Origin of the sequence: Streptomyces sp. NBC_00316 (assembly GCF_036158715.1) — a bacterium.
In the GTDB taxonomy this organism is placed as follows: Bacteria; Actinomycetota; Actinomycetes; order Streptomycetales; family Streptomycetaceae; genus Streptomyces.
Genome location: NZ_CP108023.1, coordinates 6,424,436 through 6,442,140 on the forward strand (window position 1 = coordinate 6,424,436; position 17,705 = coordinate 6,442,140).

Here is a 17,705-nt window from a genome sequence, read left to right on the forward strand (position 1 = left end):
CCTCGGTCGGGTGGCTGACCAGGGACGTACCGCAGGCCGGGGACGTGACGGACGACGACGGCGCGCGGTGGGCGCGGCGCTCGCCGGGCTGCTGCTCGCCTCCGGCTGCACGACGGCCCCTGCCGGCACCGCCCCCTCCGGCACCGCCCCCTCCGGCACCGCCCCCGCCACCCCGGGCGCCACCGTCCGCGCCGTCGGCGCCACCCTGGACCGGCGCGCCGCCGCCGTCCTGGACCACGACGCGGACGGCTATCTGGCCGCGATCGCGCCCGGGGCCACCGGACTGCGGACGGCCCAGCGCCGCGAACTGGCGAACCTCGCCGATGTCCCGCTGAGCTCGTGGACGTACCGGGTGACCCGGGTGCGCGAGCACGGCGCGGACCGGGCCACCGCCGACGTCGAACTGCGCTACCGGATCGCCGGCTACGACAGCGCCCCGGTCACCGCGGACCGGGTCATCGACCTGGAGCGGCACGGGGCGGACGGCCGCTGGTACATCGCGGCCGACCGGGCCGGGAAGGACAGCGCCCCCCAGCTCTGGCAGCAGGGGGACGTGCGGGTGGTACGCGGCAGCCACAGCCTCGTCCTCGGAGTCGGCCGCACCCGGCAGGAGCTGCGCCGGATCGCGGACGCGGAGGACCGCGCGGTGCTCGCGGTCTCCGCGGCCTGGCCCGACCGCTGGGCCGGCCGCGTGGTGGTGCTGGTGCCGGCGACCGTCGAGGCGATGGCGGGGCTGCTCGGGGCGCCGGCGGCGAACTACCGGGACATCGCGGCCGTCACCACCGCGCAGACCGGCGGCCGGGCGCCGGCGGACCGGGTGATCGTCAACCCGCAGGCGTACGCGGTGCTCGGCGCGTTCGGGCAGCAGGTCGTCCTCACCCACGAGACCACCCATGTCGCCACCCGTGCCCACACCTCCGCCGCCACGCCGACCTGGCTCTCCGAGGGCTTCGCCGACTGGGCGGCCTACCGCGGCGAGGACCGGACCGCCGTGCAGCTGGCACCGGAGCTGGCCGAGGCCGTCCGGGCCGGCGAGCTGCCCGCCGCGCTCCCCACGGACGAGGAGTTCGCCTTCGGTGGCGACTCCGCGCGGCTGGCGAGGGCGTACGAGGGCGGCTGGCTGGCCTGCGCACTGATTGCCGACCACTGGGGCGAGAAGAAGCTGTTCGCCCTCTACCGGGCCGTCGGAGGGCACTCAGGGCGGGACGGAGCGGTGGAGCAGGCTCTGCAGGAGGTGCTCGGCACCACCCCGCAGGACTTCACGGCGCGCTGGCGGGAGTTTCTGCGGTCCCGTCTCGGCTGACGTCCCGGAGCGGTGCGGGCTCCGGGGCCGCGGCCGGGAGGACCGGCGTCCGCCGCTCGCGGCCACGGGGCTCGGTCACCGTCTGCCGCCACAGCCGCCCGGCCGCGACGAGGGTCGCCGCGACCAGCAGGCCATTGCGTACGAACATCAGCGTCACGCCCGTCGCGTCGCTGGTCACCACATGGACGAACCCGAGCGGGAACTCCAGCTGAGTGACCCCCGTCGCGACCAGCACCAGCCCGGCCGGCAACCCCATCCGGCCGGACCGGAAGACCAGACAGACCGCCGCCAGGCCGACCAGCCACAGCATGTACTGGGGGCTGATCACCCGGCTGGTGGTCGTGAACAGCAGCACCGCGGTGAACGCCGCGTCGGCCGTGGTGCCCGGCCCGAACGTGCGGGCCCGCAGCCGCCACACCAGCAGCCAGCCGAAGGCCACCAGACTCAGGCCGAGCGCCAGCGTGCTCACCAGCGGCACGTGCGGACCGAGGAACTCCAGCGACCCGTAGTGCAGCTCCACCCGGCCCTGCCAGCCGAACTGCCGCGCCACATGGAAGACCAGCGCACCCAGCGACTCGACCTCGGTGCCCCGGTCGCGCTGGAAGCCGAGGAAGGCCAGCGCACCCGGCATCGCCGCCGCGCACCCCACCAGCAGCCCGGCCGCCGTCACCGCGGCCGTCGTCCACGAACGGCGGGTGCGGGCGCCGGGCGCGGTGCCGGCGAGCAGCAGTACCGGCCACACCTTCAGCAGCGCACCGAACGCGGCCAGAGCCCCCAGGACCCGCGGATGTCGTACCCCCGCGAGCAGCGCCGCCACCGCCACCGCCGTCACCATCACGTCGTACCGGGCGTACGCCGTTGTGCCGAGCAGCGGCACCCCCGCCACCCACACCCAGGCGCCCGCGGTCCGCCGGCCGGTACGGCTTCCCGCGTACAGCAGCAGACCCAGCACCAGTGCGTCGCAGAGGCACACGAGAACGAAGAAGGCCGCGGTGTAGTCCAGGAACGGCAGCAGGGCGGGGGAGAGGATGGCGAGCGCCGCGACGGGCGGGTACTGCCAGGTGACGTCGGACTGCGGGTACGTGCCGCTCTTCAGCACCTCGGACCAGCCGTGGTAGATCACCGAGACGTCGCTCGTCACGTCCGGGCCCGGCACGGTGACGACCTTGAAGACGCAGAGCAGCAACACGGCCCTGGTCAGGGCCCACATCGCCATGGGTGCGAGAATTCTGCCGGTGCCGCCTGCTGCCGTCATGGCCGCGCTCATCCCCTTTGCCGGTGGCTCGAAGAGTCATGATGCACGGAGTGCCTGTGGGGGAACCATGCGGGCGGGCGGTTCGGTACTGTCGGCGGCGATGGACAAGACCCTGATCGTGACCAACGACTTTCCGCCCCGACCCGGCGGTATCCAGGCATTCCTGCACAATATGGCGCTGCGCCTGGACCCCGGACAACTCGTCGTCTACGCCTCCACCTGGAAGCGGAGCCCCGAGGGCGTGGCGGTCACCGCCGCGTTCGACGCCGAGCAGCCGTTCACCGTCGTCCGTGACCGCGCGACCATGCTGCTGCCGACGCCGCGGGTGACCCGGCGCGCGGTCGAGCTGCTGCGCGCGCACGACTGCACGTCCGTCTGGTTCGGTGCCGCCGCCCCGCTCGGGCTGATGGCTCCGGCGCTGCGGCGGGCCGGAGCCCGCCGGCTGGTCGCCACCACCCATGGGCACGAGGCGGGCTGGGCCCAACTGCCCGCTTCACGCCAGCTGTTGCGCCGGATCGGCGAGGGCACGGACACCCTCACCCACCTCGGCGAGTACACCCGTACCCGGATCGCGGCCGCGCTCACCCCGGAGGCCGCGGCCCGCATGGTCCAACTGCCGCCCGGTGTCGACGAGAAGACCTTCCACCCGGACTCGGGCGGGGACCGGATCCGGGCCCGGCTCGGGCTCACGGACCGGCCCGTCGTCGTCTGTGTGTCGCGGCTGGTGCCCCGCAAGGGCCAGGACACCCTGATCCTCGCGATGCCCGCGATCCTCGCGCGGGAACCGGACGCCGTACTGCTGATCGTCGGCGGCGGACCGTACGCCAAGGAACTGAAGAAGCTGGCCGAACAGACCGGCGTCACCGACTCCGTACGGTTCACCGGACCGGTGTCGTGGGAAGAGCTGCCCGCCCACTACGGCGCGGGCGACGTCTTCGCGATGCCGTGCCGCACCCGCCGCAACGGCCTGGACGTCGAGGGCCTCGGCATCGTCTATCTGGAAGCGTCCGCGACCGGACTGCCGGTGGTGGCGGGCGACTCGGGCGGCGCCCCCGACGCCGTACTGGACGGCGAGACCGGCTGGGTGGTGCGGGGCGGCTCCGTGGAGGAGACCGCCGACCGGATCGTCACCCTGCTCGGTGACCCGGAGCTGCGGCAGCGGATGGGGGAGCGGGGCCGGGCCTGGGTCGAGGAGACGTGGCGCTGGGACCTGCTGGCGGAGCGGCTCAGAGCCCTGCTGTGAGACGCGCCGGCACGGCATACGGGGAGGGGCCCGCACGATCCAGTCGTGCGGGCCCCTCCCCGTATCCGTACGGCCGTGGGATCAGCGCTGGTAGAGCGACTCGATCTCGTCCGCGAAGTCCTTCGCCACCACGTTCCGCTTCAACTTCAGCGACGGCGTTATGTGGCCCGCCTCCTCGGTGAACTGCGAGGCCAGGATGCGGAACTTCCGTACGGACTCCGCCTTGGACACCGCCGCGTTGCCCTCGTCCACGGCCCGCTGCACCTCGGCCAGCAGCTCCGGGTCCTCCCGCAGCGACTGCGCCGTCGAGCCTGCCGGTTTGCCGTGGTCCCCGGCCCAGTGCGCCAGGAACTCCTCGTCCAGGGTGACCAGCGCACCCACGAACGGCCGTCCGTCGCCGACCACCATGCACTCGGCGACCAGGGCGTGGCCGCGGATCCGGTCCTCGATCACCGCGGGAGCGACGTTCTTGCCGCCCGCGGTGACGATGATCTCCTTCTTGCGGCCGGTGATCGCGAGATAGCCGTCCTCGTCGAGGGTGCCGATGTCGCCCGTGTGGAACCAGCCGTCGGCCAGCGCCTCGGTCGTCGCCGCCTCATTGTTCCAGTAGCCCCGGAACAGGTGCTCGCCGTGCAGCAGCACCTCGCCGTCGTCGGCGATCCGCACGACCGAACCGGGCAGCGGCTGGCCGACCGTACCGATCTTCTGCCGGTCCCACGGGTTGAACGCCGTGGCCGCACACGTCTCCGTGAGGCCGTAGCCCTCCAGCACCGTGAAGCCGATGCCGCGGTAGAAGTGCCCGAGGCGCTCGCCCAGCGGTGCGCCGCCGGAGATCGCGTACTCGCCGCGGCCGCCGAGCACCGCCCGCAGCTTGCTGAACACCAGCCGGTCGAACACCTTGTGCTTGAACTTCAGGCCGATGGACGGGCCCTCGGCGGTGCCCAGCGCACGGCTGTACGCGATCGCCGTGTTCGCGGCCTTGTCGAAGATCTTTCCCTTGCCGTCCGCCTGGGCCTTGGCGCGTGCCGAGTTGTAGACCTTCTCGAAGACCCGCGGCACACCGAGGATCAGCGTCGGCCGGAACGCGGCCAGTTCGTCGGTGAGGTTCTTGATGTCCGGTACGCAGCCGAGTTTGATCGGCGCCATCACCGAAGCCACCTCGACCAGCCGTCCGAAGACATGGGCCGCGGGCAGGAAGAGCAGCACGGAGCACTCACCGGTACGGAAGAGGGGCCTCAGCCGCTCGACCACGTTGCCGCACTCCGCGAAGAAGCTGCGGTGCGTGAGCACACAGCCCTTGGGGCGGCCGGTGGTGCCCGAGGTGTAGACGATGGTCGCCGGGTCGTCGGCCCGGGCGCTCGCGCTGCGCAGGTCGACGGTCTCCTCCGAGACGTCCGAGCCCGCCGCGGTCAGCTCGCAGACCGCGCCCTTGTCGATCTGCCAGACGTTGCGCAGCCCGGGCAGCCGGTCGCGCACGGAGGCGACGGCCTCGGCGTGCGCATCGCTCTCGACGAGGGCCGCGACCGCGCCCGAGTCGCCGAGGATCCACTGGACCTGCTCGGCGGAACTGGTCTCGTACACCGGGACGGTGACCGCTCCGGCGCTCCAGATCGCGAAGTCGAGGAGTACCCATTCGAAACGGGTACGGGACATCAGCGCGACGCGGTCGCCGGGCTCGATGCCCGCCGCGATCAGGCCCTTGGCGGCGGCTCTGACCTCGGCAAGGAACTGGGTGGCCGTCACATCGGTCCAGACGCCTGCCACTTTGCGGCTCATCACCGCGACGTCGGGATGCTGTGCGGCGTTGCGGCGGATGAGATCGGTCAGGTTGCCGTCCGAGGGGACCTCGTACAGGGCCGGAAGGCTGAACTCGCGCAAAACAGCTGCTCCTCATCGGGCTCCGGTGCCACGGCTCTGTGTGACGCACCGGCTGCGGTCCAAGGTGGGAGGGTGCTCCGTGGGGTGAGCACGACTGGACTGCCCGGACGTTACCCACCGGTACGGGGTTCCCGATAGGGGTTTCCGGCCAGATGTTTTATGCGTCACACATATCGGTGGCCCTTGCGCGCACAGTAGTGCACGTGGCCGAGGACCAGGAAGTAACCGCAGGTCCGGCGGCTCTACCCACACCGCCGGCAGCGTCCTAGGGTGATCGTCATGCGAGCCGGACCGAACAGCCGAGAGGGCGCAACCGCCCGCCGCACCCGTATCCATGTGGTCAGTGACGTGCACGGGAACACCGAGGCGCTGGCCCGCGCGGGGGACGGGGCGGACGCGCTCATCTGCCTGGGTGACCTGGTGCTCTTCCTCGACTACGCCGACCACTCGCGCGGCATCTTCCCCGACCTCTTCGGCGTCGAGAACGCCGACCGGATCGTCGCGCTGCGCACGGCCCGCCGCTTCGAGGAGGCCCGCGCATTCGGCCGCGGACTCTGGGTGGGCATGGACCGCAACGCCGCCATCGTCGGTGCGGTGCGGAAGCAGTACGCCGAGATGTTCGCAGCCTTCCCCACCCCTACGTACGCGACCTACGGCAATGTCGACATACCCGGTCTCTGGCCCGAGTACGCCCGCCCCGGGACCACCGTCCTGGACGGTGAACGCGCCGAGATCGGCGGCCGTGTCTTCGGGTTCGTCGGCGGCGGACTGCAGACCCCGATGCGCACGCCGTACGAGATCGGCGACGAGGAGTACGCCGCCAAGGTCGAGGCGATCGGTGACGTGGACGTCCTGTGCACGCACATCCCGCCCGACGTCCCGGAACTGACGTACGACACGGTCGCGCGGCGCTTCGAACGCGGCAGCCGGGCCCTCCTCGACGCCATCCGCCGGACCCGCCCCCGGTACGCCGTATTCGGCCATGTCCACCAGCCGCTCGTCAGCCGGATGCGGATCGGCGCCACCGAATGCGTGAACGTCGGGCACTTCGCGTCGACCGGCCGGCCATGGGCGCTCGAGTGGTGACCGGCCCGGCCGCCACGGTCCGCGGGGGCCTGGGACGATGCGCTCCGCGCACGCGATAGCCTTCTGGCGGCAGGCCTCTGCCGACCGACCGGTACCCCGCACTGGAGGAGCCACAGCGATGGCTGAACACACCAGCTCGAGCATCACGATCGAGGCGGCACCGGCCGACGTCATGGGCGTGATCGCCGACTTCGACCGCTACCCGGAGTGGACCGGCGAGGTCAAGGAGGCCGAGATCCTCGCCAAGGACGACCAGGGCCGCGCCGAGAAGGTCCGCCTGGTCCTCGACGCCGGCGCGATCAAGGACGATCACACCCTCGCGTACACCTGGACCGGCGACCACGAGGTCAGCTGGACCCTGGTCAAGTCCCAGATGCTGCGCGCCATCGACGGCTCCTACGCGCTGGCCCCGCTCGGCGACGGAAGCCGCACCGAGGTCACCTACCGGCTGACCGTCGACGTCAAGATTCCGATGCTCGGCATGATCAAGCGCAAGGCCGAGAAGGTCATCATCGACCGCGCCCTGGCCGGCCTGAAGAAGCGCGTCGAGTCCGTCCCGCAGGGCTGACCCGGTGCGTACGGTCCTCGTCACCGGACCCGGCGGGGCCGGCCGTACCACCGTCGCGGCGGCGACCGCCCTGGCCGCCGCCCGGCGCGGCTGCCGCACGCTGCTGCTCTCCGCCGACGCCATACCCGGATTCCCCGACGCCACGGAGCCCACCGAGGTCGCCGAGGGGCTCCGGTTCGCCCGCATCGACTCCGGCGAGCACTTCCGCAGCGAACTCCTCGCCCTCCAGGACCGGGCGTCCACCGTGCTCGACCTGCTCGGCGGGAACCGGCTCGACAGCGACGAGCTGACCGAACTCCCCGGCAGCGACCGGCTCGCCCTGCTGCACGCCCTGCGTCGTGCGGCCGAGGGCGACTGGTCGCAGGACGGCCACGACCTCCTCGTCGTCGACCTGCCGCCGCTGCGTGACGCCCTCGCCGTCCTGGCCCTGCCCGAACAGCTGCGCCGCTACCTGCGCCGCCTGCTGCCCCCGGAACGCCAGGCCGCCCGGGCCCTGCGCCCGATGCTCGCCCAGCTGGCCGGCGTCCCGATGCCCGCCCAGTGGCTGTACGACGCCGCAGCCCGCCGGGACGCCGAGCTCGCCGCCGTCCAGGCCCTGATCGAGGACCGCACCACCACGGTCCGGCTCGTCGTCGAACCCGGACCCGCCGCCGAGGACGCGCTGCGCACCGCCCGCACCGGACTCGCCCTGTACGGGCTGCGCGTCGGCACCCTCGCCGTCAACCGGGTGCTGCCCCGCCACTCGCCGGACCCCTGGTTCGCGGCGCTCGCCGCTCAGCAGGAGAAGTGCATCGACCGCTGGTACGAGGAGTGGGCGCCGGCCGTGCCCCTGTGCGAGGTGCCCCACCTCGGCCGGGGGCCGCAGGGGCTCGACGACCTCGACGACATCAGCGGCCTCGACGGCCTCCTGGCGGACGGCGGACCGGACGGCGCACCGGCCGGGCGGGCCGAGGACCCCTGGTGGATCGAGAAACCCGGCCCCACGGACAGCCCCGACGGGGTCCTCGTCTGGTGCCTGCCGCTGCCCGGAGCCGTCAAGGAGAACCTCCAGCTGGTGCGGCGCGGGGACGAACTGTTCCTGACCGTCGGCCCGTTCCGCAGGATCGTGCAGCTGGAGTCCGGGCTGCGCCGCTGCACCGTCTCCGGCGCGGCACTCACCGACGGTGTGCTGCGGGTCCGGTTCACCCCGGACCCCGGGCTGTGGCCGCGGACCTCCTGAACGGCGTACCACCGTTCGGGTAACGTCGGTAGTACATGTCCCGTATGCGCCGCCGTACGTGACCGTCCGCAACCACGTCGCAGGAGTCCGCCATGAGCGAAGCCACCGATCGTCCCGCCGACGACGACGCGTGGGCGAAGGCCTGCGCCGAGGATCTCGAGGAGGAGAAGGCCCGCCGCCGCGCCCAGTACGGTCCGCAGCCCGGCTCCGCCGCCGAGGAACTGCGCAAACTGGTCGACGCCGTGGCCGACAAGGTCGCCTCCCTCCAGTCGCCGCTGTTCGGTGTGGCCGCCCAGGGCGCCGTGCAGCAGGTGATCAAGCAGGCGAAGTCCGTCGTCGAGCCCGTCATCGAACGCAATCCCGACGTCTTCGACCACATCGCCGCCGCAGGAAACGAGCTCCTCGCCGCGTACCGCTCCGCCGTGGAGGGGCAGGAGCGCCGCTGGACCCAGGGCGCCACCGACCCCGGCGGCGCCTCGAAGAAGGCCGGTGACCCCACCGACCCGCGCGACGGCGGCACCGGCGCGGGCGAACAGATCGACCTGGACTGACCGGCACCGATAGGGCCGGGACCGGCGCTCGGGTACGGTTGGCCCTAGCGGGGCTCGACCGAAACTGAGGGATTCATGGGACTCACCATCGGCGTCGATATCGGCGGCACGAAGATCGCGGCTGGAGTGGTCGACGAAGAGGGCCGGATCCTCTCGATGTTCAAGGTGCCCACCCCGCCGACGGCTGAAGGCATCGTGGACGCGATCGCGGCGGCGGTGGCCGGCGCGAGCGAGGGACACGAGGTCGAAGCGGTCGGCATCGGCGCTGCCGGATACGTCGACGACAAGCGCGCGACGGTGCTGTTCGCGCCGAACATCAACTGGCGGCACGAGCCGCTCAAGGACAAGGTCGAGCAGCGCGTCGGCCTCCCGGTCGTCGTCGAGAACGACGCAAACGCCGCGGCCTGGGGCGAATACCGCTTCGGCGCCGGACAGGGCCACGACGACGTCATCTGCATCACGCTCGGCACCGGTCTGGGCGGCGGCATCATCATCGGCAACAAGCTGCGCCGCGGACGCTTCGGGGTCGCGGCCGAATTCGGCCACATCCGGGTCGTCCCGGACGGGCTGCTCTGCGGCTGCGGCAGCCAGGGCTGCTGGGAGCAGTACGCATCCGGCCGGGCGCTCGTCCGGTACGCGAAGCAGCGTGCCAACGCCACCCCGGAGCACGCCGCGGTCCTCCTCGGCCTCGGCGACGGCACGGTGGACGGCATCGAGGGCAAGCACATCAGCGCGGCCGCCCGGCAGGGCGACCCGGTGGCGGTCGACTCGTTCCGCGAGCTGGCCCGCTGGGCCGGCGCCGGACTCGCCGACCTCGCCTCGCTCTTCGACCCGTCCGCGTTCATCGTCGGCGGCGGCGTCTCGGACGAGGGTGAGCTCGTGCTCGACCCGATCCGCAAGTCGTTCCGGCGCTGGCTGATCGGCGGCGAGTGGCGTCCGCACGCACAGGTGCTCGCGGCCCAACTGGGCGGCAAGGCCGGTCTGGTGGGCGCGGCGGACCTGGCCCGGCAGGGCTGAGCCACCGTCCGGTCACGGACATCGACGGACGCCCGTCGCGCCCCTGCGGGAGCGGCGGGCGTCCGTCGTATCGTGACCCGTATGGTTCTGACGCCGCTGCCCGACTCCCGTACCGAGCCGGATGGTTCGGCCGTCATCAGAGTGCTCAGCTACAACATCAGGTCGATGCGCGACGACCGCGAGGCACTGGCCCGCGTCATCCGGGCCTGCGCACCCGATCTGGTCTTCATCCAGGAGGCCCCGCGCTTCTTCCGCTGGCGCAAGCGCGCCGCCTGGCTGGCGGCCCACACCGACCTGGTGATCCTCTGCGGCGGCGCCACCGCGGCCGGACCCCTGCTGCTGTGCTCGCTGCGCGCCACCATGGAACGCACGGAGGATGTGCTGCTGCCACGCACCCCCGGACTGCACCGCAGAGGGTTCGCCACGGCGGTGGTACGGATCGCGGGCACCCGGATCGGTCTGCTGAGCTGCCATCTGAGCCTGCGTCACGACGAGCGGCTGGCCCAGGCGGACCTGCTGCTCGACCGACTGGACGCCATGCAGGTAGAGCACGCCATCGCGGCCGGCGACCTCAACGACGGGCCGGAGGGGAAGGCCTTCCGCCTGCTGTCCGGGCGGCTCCAGGACTGCCGGTCGGTCCGGCCGTGGGGCGGAGAGCAGACCTTCCCGGCGCACGATCCGCGCCTGCGCATCGACGCGATTTTCGCGACCAGCGGGATCGAGGTCCTCGGCTGCGGGGTCCCGTCGGGGCTCGACGGCATCACCGAGCCGGACCTGCGCGCGGCCACGGACCATCTGCCGGTGCTGGCCGCACTCCGGGTCCCCGCCCTGGCCTCCCGCGCCGAACGGGCCTGACCCGGGGAGCGGCGCGGGCCACTGCCCCGGGATCCGTCTCAGACGACCGCGCCGCGCCCCGGATCGTCCTCGTCCTCGTCGTCGTCATGCATCCGCGCGACCAGGGTGACGAAGCCGCCCAGGAAACCGCCGATGCAGACCGTGGTGAGCCACCACGTCATCTCCCACTGCAGCAGCACCGCGATCAGCAGCAGCACCGGCCCGCCGACGACCGCGAGCCAGGCGAACTTCGCCGTGACATCGGCCTCCGGCAGCGGCGGCGGCTCCGGCGGGACGAAATGCCCCTCCCCGCCGTCGTCCGCGTCGTCCTCGCCGGCCGCCGGCTCGGTCACCTCGTAGTCGCGCGGACCGGTGACACCGGGCGCGAAGACGACCGAGCTGCCGAGCGGCTTCTCCGGCGGCTTCGGGGGCCCCTGCTTGCCCGCACCCTTGTCCGGATCCAGGACGTTGCGCTGACCGTCGTCCAGCCGCGCAAGATCGTCGATCGACTTGAACGGCTTCGCACCCGGCGGGTCCGGCGGCTCGTCGCCGTAGCCGGCGACGATCGCCTCCCAGGCGGCCTCCTCGTCGAGCGGGACGCCCTCGCCGGCGGGCCGGGCGGGGACATCCTGCGTACCCGCGCCCCCGTCGGGCACGGCCGCTCCCTCGGTGGGGCGCGGTTCGCGCTCCTCCTCGCTGCCCGCGCGCTCCGCGTCGTGCTCAGCCACCGGATGTGCTCCCCTTCTTCCCGACGCTCGGAGCGAGGCGGCCGATGAACGAGAGGCTCTCGTCGAAGATCCGCTCCGCATCATGGTCCAACGTCGCCACGTGGTAGCTCTGTTCCAGCAGGATCTCCTCGACGTCCGTCGACGACACCCGGCTGAGGATCCGCGCCGAGTCGGCCGGCGGCACCACATGGTCCTGCGGGCTGTGCAGCAGCAGGATCGGCTGGGTGACCTGGGGCAGGTCGGCGTCGACCAGCCGGAAGAAGTTCCGCAGGGCATGCGCCGCGTGCAACGGCACCCGGTCGTAGCCGATCTCCTCGGAGCCCTCGAGCGCGATGTCGTTCGCCACACCCTTCGTGGACGGCAGCAGATGCCGGACGACCGGCAGCGCGTACGCCGCGAGGCCGTGCACCTTGTTCCCGGGATTGACGAGCACCAGACCGGTGATTGCGTCCCCGTGCTTCGCCGCCAGCCGCAGCGCCAGTGCGCCGCCCATGGACAGCCCGAAGACGAAGACCTGACGGCATCGCTCCGACAGGGCCCGCAGCTCCCTGTCCACCTCCGCATACCAGTCCTGCCAGCCGGTGACCTGCATGTCCTGCCAGCGGGTGCCGTGCCCGGGGAGCAGCGGCAGCGAGACCGTGAGCCCGTGCTCCGCCAGATGTTCGGCCCAGGGGCGCAGCGACTGCGGGGAACCGGTGAATCCGTGACAGAGGAGGACGCCGACCTCTCCGCCCTCGTGGCGGAACGGCTCGGCTCCGGGGAGGACCGGCACCTGGGTCTCCTGTTCGTGAGGCTCGAAGGGGAGCGTAAGGGGGAGTGCAAGAAGGATTACTTCACCGTACGCGACCGGACTGACACCGACCAGGGTCGTCACCTGTCCCAACCGTCTTCGTCCTTGTGCCAGGCAGGAGCGGCGGCGGTGCCACGGGTTAAGGTCTGTCCGACAGCACACAGGAGGCACCAGAGTTGATCTACGGCGCAATGAAGTTCTCCATCGGCGGGTCTCTGAAGCTCGCCTTCAGGCCGTGGGTGGAGGGCCTGGAGAACATCCCCGCGCAGGGGCCGGCGATCCTCGCGAGCAACCATCTGTCGTTCTCCGACTCGTTCTTCCTGCCGGCCGTCCTGGACCGCAAGGTCACCTTCATCGCCAAGTCCGAGTACTTCACCGCGCCCGGCGTGAAGGGCAGGCTCACCGCAGCCTTCTTCAAGGGCGTCGGGCAGGTTCCGGTGGACCGCTCCGGTGCCCGGGGCGCCGGTGAGGCGGCCATCAAGGCGGGTATCGAGGTCATCGAGAGCGGCGGGCTCTTCGGCATCTACCCGGAGGGCACCCGGTCGCCCGACGGCCGGCTCTACCGCGGCAAGCCCGGCGGGCTGGCACGGGTGGCCCTCGCCACCGGAGCGCCCGTGATCCCCGTCGCGATGATCGACACCGAGAAGATCCAGCCGCCCGGTCAGGTGATCCCCAGGCTGATGCGCCCGGGCATCAGGATCGGCAAGCCGCTCGACTTCAGCCGCTACCACGGCATGGAGGGCGATCGGTTCATCCTGCGTTCGGTCACCGACGAGGTGATGTACGAGATCATGAAGCTCTCGGGGCAGGAGTACGTCGACATCTACGCGACCGCCGCCAAGCGGCAGATCGCGGACGAGGCGAAGCGACGTGCCGAGGAAGCGAAGCACCAGGGCGGAAAGCCCGGCACGCAGGGATGACGGAACGGCGGCGCGCGACCGTGCCGCCGTTCCGTCCGGGGGGATGGGGGGGACATGGCCAAGCGTGAGCGGGTCGTGCGGATGTCGGTCGAGCAGCCGCTGTGGCGTGCGCTGACCGCGTACCGGATTCTGACGATGGTGTACGCGAGCCTGCTCGCCGTCATCGGCCGGGACGCCTACGAGCGTCCCTGGGTGGCGTTCGCCTTCCTGGTCGTCATGGCCGCCTGGACCCTCGCCACGCTCCCGAAGGTCGCGGGAGCCGCGAGCTGCACCAAACGCTTCCTCGGCGCCGACCTCACGCTCGCGCTCGCCGGCATTCTGCTGACCCCGCTCGCCGACTTCGACGCCCAGCACATCGACGGCACGACCCTGCCGTCCATCTGGACCGCGGGCTCCGTCCTGGCGTTCGCGATCAAGGGCGGCTGGCGCTGGGCGGCCTTCGCCTCCTCGTTCGTCGCCGCCGCCAACATCGTCGAGCGCGGCGAGCCCAACCGGGACACCCTCCACAACGTCCTGCTGGTCTGGGTCGCCTCCATCGCCATCGGTTACGTCGTCGAGGTCGCCCGGGCCAGTGAGCGCACCCTCGCCCGCGCCCTGGAGATCGAGGCGGCCACCCGGGAGCGGGAGCGGCTGGCCCGCGACATCCACGACAGCGTGCTGCAGGTGCTCGCGATGGTGCAGCGCCGTGGCACGCAGCTCGGCGGCGAGGCGGCGGAGCTGGGCCGGATGGCGGGGGAACAGGAGATCGCCCTGCGCACCCTGGTCTCCAGCGGGCTGGTGCCCACCACCCGGGTCTCCGAGGACGCGGCCGAGGGCGCGGTGGTCCGCACCGTCGAGGTCGACGACGAGGACGGACCGTCCGGCGCGGCCGACTGCGATCTGCGCTCGCTGCTCGCCCCGCATGCCGGTTCCCGGGTCAGCTTCGCGGAGCCGGGTGCTCCGGTACTGCTCGCGCCGGCGGCGGCGAAGGAACTCGCGGCCGCCGTTCGTGCCGCCCTGGACAATGTGCGGGTGCACGCGGGTCAGGACGCCCAGGCGTGGATCCTCGTCGAGGACTGGCCGGACGAGGTGATCGTGACGGTCCGGGACGAGGGCCCGGGCATCCCGGAGGGGCGGCTCGCGCAGGCGGAGGGGGAGGGCCGGATGGGGGTGGCCCTGTCGATCCGGGGGCGGCTGCGCGATCTGGGCGGCACGGCAGAGCTGATCTCGGTACCCGGCCAGGGCACCGAGGTCGAGCTGAAGGTTCCCAAGGTTTTCAGGAATCCGGACGATTCACGGGGGAAGGCAGGTTCCGGCCGATGAGCGAAGAGAGCACGGCGGGCATGGCGAACACGGCGGGCACGTCAGAGGCGCAGGGCGCCGGGCAGCGGGCGATCAGGGTGATGGTGGTCGACGACCACCCGATGTGGCGTGACGCCGTCGCCCGCGATCTCGCCGAGTCGGGGTTCGACGTGGTGGCGACCGCCGGTGACGGCCCGCAGGCCGTGCGCCGGGCGAGGGCCGCGACCCCCGACGTCCTGGTGCTCGACCTCAATCTGCCGGGGATGCCGGGCGTCCAGGTCTGCAAGGAACTCGTCGGCTCCCACCCCGGCCTGCGGGTCCTGGTGCTCTCCGCGAGCGGCGAGCACGCCGATGTTCTCGAGGCGGTGAAGTCCGGCGCCACCGGCTATCTGCTCAAGTCGGCCAGTACGCAGGAGCTGACCGAGGCCGTGCGGTCCACCGCGGTCGGGGACCCCGTCTTCACCCCCGGGCTCGCCGGGCTGGTGCTCGGCGAATACCGCAGGCTGGCCTCCGAGCCGGTCCCCGTGGCGTCCGACGAGCCCAAGGCGCCGCAGCTGACCGACCGGGAGACCGAGGTGCTGCGGCTGGTCGCCAAGGGACTCTCGTACAAGCAGATCGCCGAGCGGCTCGTCATTTCGCACCGCACCGTGCAGAACCACGTCCAGAACACCCTGGGCAAGCTCCAGCTGCACAACCGGGTGGAGCTCGTGCGGTACGCGATCGAACGCGGCCTCGACGACGCCTGAGATCCCTGAGGCCTGCGCCGACGACACTCGGGACCCCCGCGACCGAGATCAACAACGCCTTGTTTCAGGGGAATTGACCTTCCGACCCATCCCCGAGTGACCTGGATCACCATTAGCGTGGTCGTCAGCGAGCTCACTTCGGCGAAGGGATGCTTCCATGCGGGTCGGAGTACTGACCGGGGGCGGCGACTGCCCCGGGCTCAATGCGGTCATCCGCGCCATCGTCCGCAAGGGCGTGCAGGAGTACGGCTACGACTTCATCGGCTTCCGGGACGGCTGGCGCGGCCCACTGGAGGGGGAGCCCGTTCCGCTCTCCATCCCGGCGGTGCGCGGCATCCTGCCGCGCGGCGGCACCATCCTCGGTTCCTCGCGCACCAACCCCCTCAACGCCGAGCACGGCGTCCGCCGGATCAGGGACAACCTCGCCAAGTACGAGGTCGACGCACTCGTCACCATCGGCGGCGAGGACACACTCGGCGTGGCCGCGACCCTGTCCGACGAGTACGGCATCCCGTGCGTCGGCGTTCCCAAGACCATCGACAACGACCTCTCCGCCACCGACTACACCTTCGGTTTCGACACGGCGGTCGGCATCGCCACCGAGGCCATCGACCGTCTGCACACCACGGCCGAGTCCCATATGCGGGTCCTCGTGGTCGAGGTGATGGGCCGGCACGCGGGCTGGATCGCGCTCCACTCCGGGCTGGCGGGCGGCGCGAACGTCATCCTCATCCCCGAGCAGCGCTTCGACATCGACCAGGTCTGCGCGTGGGTGACCTCCCGCTTCCGGGCGAGCTACGCCCCGATCGTCGTCGTCGCCGAAGGCGCCATGCCTGCCGAGGGGGAGATGATCCTCAAAGACGAATCCCACGACTCCTTCGGCCATGTCCGGCTCTCCGGCGTCGGTGAATGGCTGGCCAAGCAGATCGAGCGGCGCACCGGCAAGGAGGCCAGGACCACGGTCCTCGGCCATGTCCAGCGGGGCGGCACCCCCAGCGCCTTCGACCGCTGGCTGGCCACCCGGTTCGGACTGCATGCCATCGAGGCCGTCCGCGACGGCGACTTCGGTGTGATGGTCGCCCTGCGCGGCACGGACATCGTGCGGGTGCCGATCGCCGAGGCGACCGCCCGGCTCAAGACGGTCGACCCGGCGCTCTATGCGGAGGTCGGCGTCTTCTTCGGCTGAGCACGTCAGGGATGCGGGCCGTATATTCGCCGCTATCCGGCCCGTAACCTGCCTCTCGGGAGAAAACGTGGAAATCCTGGCATTCGGCGTGCAGCCCGACGAGAAGCCGCTGATCGAGAAGGCCTTCGCCGGACAGCACGACGTCCGGTGCCTGGACGTCTTCCTCAACACGGACACCGCACCCATCGCGGCCGGCTACGAGATCGTCTCCACCAGTGTCAACGCCGATCTGGGCAGCGGCGTGCTGCAGACCCTCGCCGCGGGCGGCACGCAGATGATCGCCCAGCGCTCCACCGGCTTCAACAACATCGACCTGGACGTCGCCGAACGCCTCGCCCTGCGGGTGGCCCGGGTCTCCTCCTACTCCCCGTACTCGGTCGCGGAGTTCGCCTGGACGCTCGCCATGGCGGTCAACCGCCGGATCATCCGCGCCGCGAGCCGCACCCGTGACTTCGACTTCCGCCTCGACGGTCTCCTCGGCCGGGACATGCACGGCCGGACGGCCGGAGTGCTCGGCACGGGAAAGATCGGCGAGGCCTTCACCCGTATCGCCCACGGCTACGGGATGAAGCTGCTCGGCTGGGACGTGGCCGAGAACCCGGCCTGCACCGGCCTCGGCATGACATACGTCGAGAAGGAGCAGCTCTTCGCCGAGGCCGACCTGATCAGCCTCCATGTCCCGCTGCTGCCCGCGACCCACCACATCATCGGCAAGGCCGCCCTCTCCCTGATGAAGGACGACGCGATCCTGGTCAACTCCAGCCGCGGCGGCCTCATCGACACCACCGCCCTGGTCGCCGAGCTGCGGGCGGGCCGCTTCACCGGCGTCGGACTCGATGTGTACGAGGCGGAGGCCGGGCTCTTCTTCCTCGACAAGTCTCTCGAGGGCATCGACGACGACACCCTGGCCCGCCTCGTCACCTTCCCCAACGTCGTCGTCACCTCGCACCAGGCGTACTACACCGAGGACGCCGTGGCACAGATCATCGACGCCACCGTGCAGAACGTCAGCGACTATCTGGCCCGCCGCCACAGCGAGAACGTCCTCGTCCCCGTGCTCGGGGACTGAGCCCCGGATCTCCTCCGGGGCCCCGCCGCGT

Annotated in this window: 17 protein-coding genes; 13 read left to right on the forward strand and 4 right to left on the reverse strand. The window is 71.6% G+C overall.

Annotated elements, in window-relative coordinates; all coding sequences use genetic code 11:
- Positions 1–10: 10 nt before the first annotated feature.
- Entirely contained in the window at positions 11–1,303 is a 1,293-nt protein-coding gene (locus tag OG878_RS28550) for a hypothetical protein (protein ID WP_328889427.1), read from the forward strand.
- On the opposite strand, the gene OG878_RS28555 is transcribed toward OG878_RS28550, so the two are convergent.
- Entirely contained in the window at positions 1,260–2,558 is a 1,299-nt protein-coding gene (locus OG878_RS28555; RefSeq protein ID WP_328889428.1) for a glycosyltransferase family 87 protein, read from the reverse strand. The two genes, OG878_RS28550 and OG878_RS28555, sit on opposite strands and share 44 nt — an antisense overlap.
- Positions 2,559–2,658: 100 nt before the next feature.
- On the opposite strand from OG878_RS28555, the gene OG878_RS28560 reads away from it, so the two are divergent.
- A complete protein-coding gene (locus OG878_RS28560; RefSeq protein WP_328889429.1) occupies positions 2,659–3,801 on the forward strand; it encodes a glycosyltransferase family 4 protein in 1,143 nt (380 codons plus the stop codon).
- Positions 3,802–3,882: 81 nt separating this feature from the next.
- Here OG878_RS28560 and OG878_RS28565 read toward each other — a convergent pair whose 3' ends face one another.
- The gene (locus OG878_RS28565) at positions 3,883–5,679 is read right to left on the reverse strand and encodes an AMP-dependent synthetase/ligase (RefSeq protein WP_328889430.1); all 1,797 of its coding nucleotides are present in this window, start codon (positions 5,677–5,679) and stop codon (positions 3,883–3,885) included.
- A 279-nt stretch (positions 5,680–5,958) separates the two neighbouring features.
- Between OG878_RS28565 and OG878_RS28570 the strand changes: the two genes are divergently transcribed.
- The 6 genes from OG878_RS28570 to OG878_RS28595 all read left to right on the forward strand — a co-directional run bounded on the left by OG878_RS28570 (position 5,959) and on the right by OG878_RS28595 (position 10,975).
- On the forward strand, positions 5,959–6,765 hold the full coding sequence (locus tag OG878_RS28570; RefSeq protein WP_328889431.1) for a metallophosphoesterase family protein: 807 nt from the start codon (positions 5,959–5,961) through the stop codon (positions 6,763–6,765).
- 118 nt (positions 6,766–6,883) lie between these two features.
- On the forward strand, positions 6,884–7,333 hold the full coding sequence (locus OG878_RS28575; RefSeq protein WP_328889432.1) for an SRPBCC family protein: 450 nt from the start codon (positions 6,884–6,886) through the stop codon (positions 7,331–7,333).
- A gap of 4 nt (positions 7,334–7,337) precedes the next feature.
- A complete protein-coding gene (locus OG878_RS28580; RefSeq protein ID WP_328889433.1) occupies positions 7,338–8,552 on the forward strand; it encodes an ArsA family ATPase in 1,215 nt (404 codons plus the stop codon).
- 92 nt (positions 8,553–8,644) lie between these two features.
- A complete protein-coding gene (locus OG878_RS28585) occupies positions 8,645–9,103 on the forward strand; it encodes a DUF5304 domain-containing protein (RefSeq protein ID WP_328889434.1) in 459 nt (152 codons plus the stop codon).
- 75 nt (positions 9,104–9,178) lie between these two features.
- Entirely contained in the window at positions 9,179–10,120 is a 942-nt protein-coding gene (locus OG878_RS28590) for an ROK family glucokinase (RefSeq protein WP_328889435.1), read from the forward strand.
- Positions 10,121–10,201: 81 nt separating this feature from the next.
- The gene (locus OG878_RS28595; RefSeq protein ID WP_328889436.1) at positions 10,202–10,975 is read left to right on the forward strand and encodes an endonuclease/exonuclease/phosphatase family protein; all 774 of its coding nucleotides are present in this window, start codon (positions 10,202–10,204) and stop codon (positions 10,973–10,975) included.
- 38 nt (positions 10,976–11,013) lie between these two features.
- On the opposite strand, the gene OG878_RS28600 is transcribed toward OG878_RS28595, so the two are convergent.
- Positions 11,014–11,682 carry a hypothetical protein gene (locus tag OG878_RS28600; RefSeq protein WP_328889437.1) on the reverse strand — a complete coding sequence of 223 codons (669 nt, stop codon included), beginning with the start codon at positions 11,680–11,682 and terminating at the stop codon, positions 11,014–11,016.
- Positions 11,675–12,454: an alpha/beta hydrolase gene (locus OG878_RS28605; RefSeq protein WP_277325755.1), complete on the reverse strand. Its 780-nt coding sequence runs from the start codon at positions 12,452–12,454 to the stop codon at positions 11,675–11,677. The genes OG878_RS28600 and OG878_RS28605 overlap by 8 nt, the downstream gene beginning before the upstream one ends.
- 194 nt (positions 12,455–12,648) lie before the next feature.
- Here OG878_RS28605 and OG878_RS28610 point away from each other — a divergent pair, with 194 nt between their 5' ends.
- The 5 genes from OG878_RS28610 to OG878_RS28630 all read left to right on the forward strand — a co-directional run bounded on the left by OG878_RS28610 (position 12,649) and on the right by OG878_RS28630 (position 17,674).
- A complete protein-coding gene (locus OG878_RS28610; RefSeq protein WP_328889438.1) occupies positions 12,649–13,392 on the forward strand; it encodes a lysophospholipid acyltransferase family protein in 744 nt (247 codons plus the stop codon).
- 54 nt (positions 13,393–13,446) lie between these two features.
- Positions 13,447–14,694: a MacS family sensor histidine kinase gene (macS, locus tag OG878_RS28615; protein WP_328889439.1), complete on the forward strand. Its 1,248-nt coding sequence runs from the start codon at positions 13,447–13,449 to the stop codon at positions 14,692–14,694.
- A gap of 80 nt (positions 14,695–14,774) precedes the next feature.
- On the forward strand, positions 14,775–15,419 hold the full coding sequence (locus tag OG878_RS28620) for a response regulator (RefSeq protein WP_443049276.1): 645 nt from the start codon (positions 14,775–14,777) through the stop codon (positions 15,417–15,419).
- Positions 15,420–15,576: 157 nt separating this feature from the next.
- Entirely contained in the window at positions 15,577–16,605 is a 1,029-nt protein-coding gene (locus OG878_RS28625) for a 6-phosphofructokinase (RefSeq protein WP_328889440.1), read from the forward strand.
- A 67-nt stretch (positions 16,606–16,672) separates the two neighbouring features.
- On the forward strand, positions 16,673–17,674 hold the full coding sequence (locus OG878_RS28630; protein WP_328889441.1) for a 2-hydroxyacid dehydrogenase: 1,002 nt from the start codon (positions 16,673–16,675) through the stop codon (positions 17,672–17,674).
- Positions 17,675–17,705: the final 31 nt, after the last annotated feature.

Bases quoted from the DNA above. Each gene is read 5' to 3' on its own strand.
- OG878_RS28555 (WP_328889428.1), bottom strand. From the start codon at position 2,558: ATGACGGCAGCAGGCGGCACCGGCAGAATTCTCGCACCCATGGCGATG.
- OG878_RS28560 (WP_328889429.1), top strand. From the start codon at position 2,659: ATGGACAAGACCCTGATCGTGACCAACGACTTTCCGCCCCGACCCGGC.
- OG878_RS28570 (WP_328889431.1), top strand. From the start codon at position 5,959: ATGCGAGCCGGACCGAACAGCCGAGAGGGCGCAACCGCCCGCCGCACC.
- OG878_RS28575 (WP_328889432.1), top strand. From the start codon at position 6,884: ATGGCTGAACACACCAGCTCGAGCATCACGATCGAGGCGGCACCGGCC.
- OG878_RS28585 (WP_328889434.1), top strand. From the start codon at position 8,645: ATGAGCGAAGCCACCGATCGTCCCGCCGACGACGACGCGTGGGCGAAG.
- OG878_RS28590 (WP_328889435.1), top strand. From the start codon at position 9,179: ATGGGACTCACCATCGGCGTCGATATCGGCGGCACGAAGATCGCGGCT.
- OG878_RS28595 (WP_328889436.1), top strand. From the start codon at position 10,202: ATGGTTCTGACGCCGCTGCCCGACTCCCGTACCGAGCCGGATGGTTCG.
- macS (WP_328889439.1), top strand. From the start codon at position 13,447: ATGGCCAAGCGTGAGCGGGTCGTGCGGATGTCGGTCGAGCAGCCGCTG.
- OG878_RS28620 (WP_443049276.1), top strand. From the start codon at position 14,775: ATGGTGGTCGACGACCACCCGATGTGGCGTGACGCCGTCGCCCGCGAT.
- OG878_RS28625 (WP_328889440.1), top strand. From the start codon at position 15,577: ATGCGGGTCGGAGTACTGACCGGGGGCGGCGACTGCCCCGGGCTCAAT.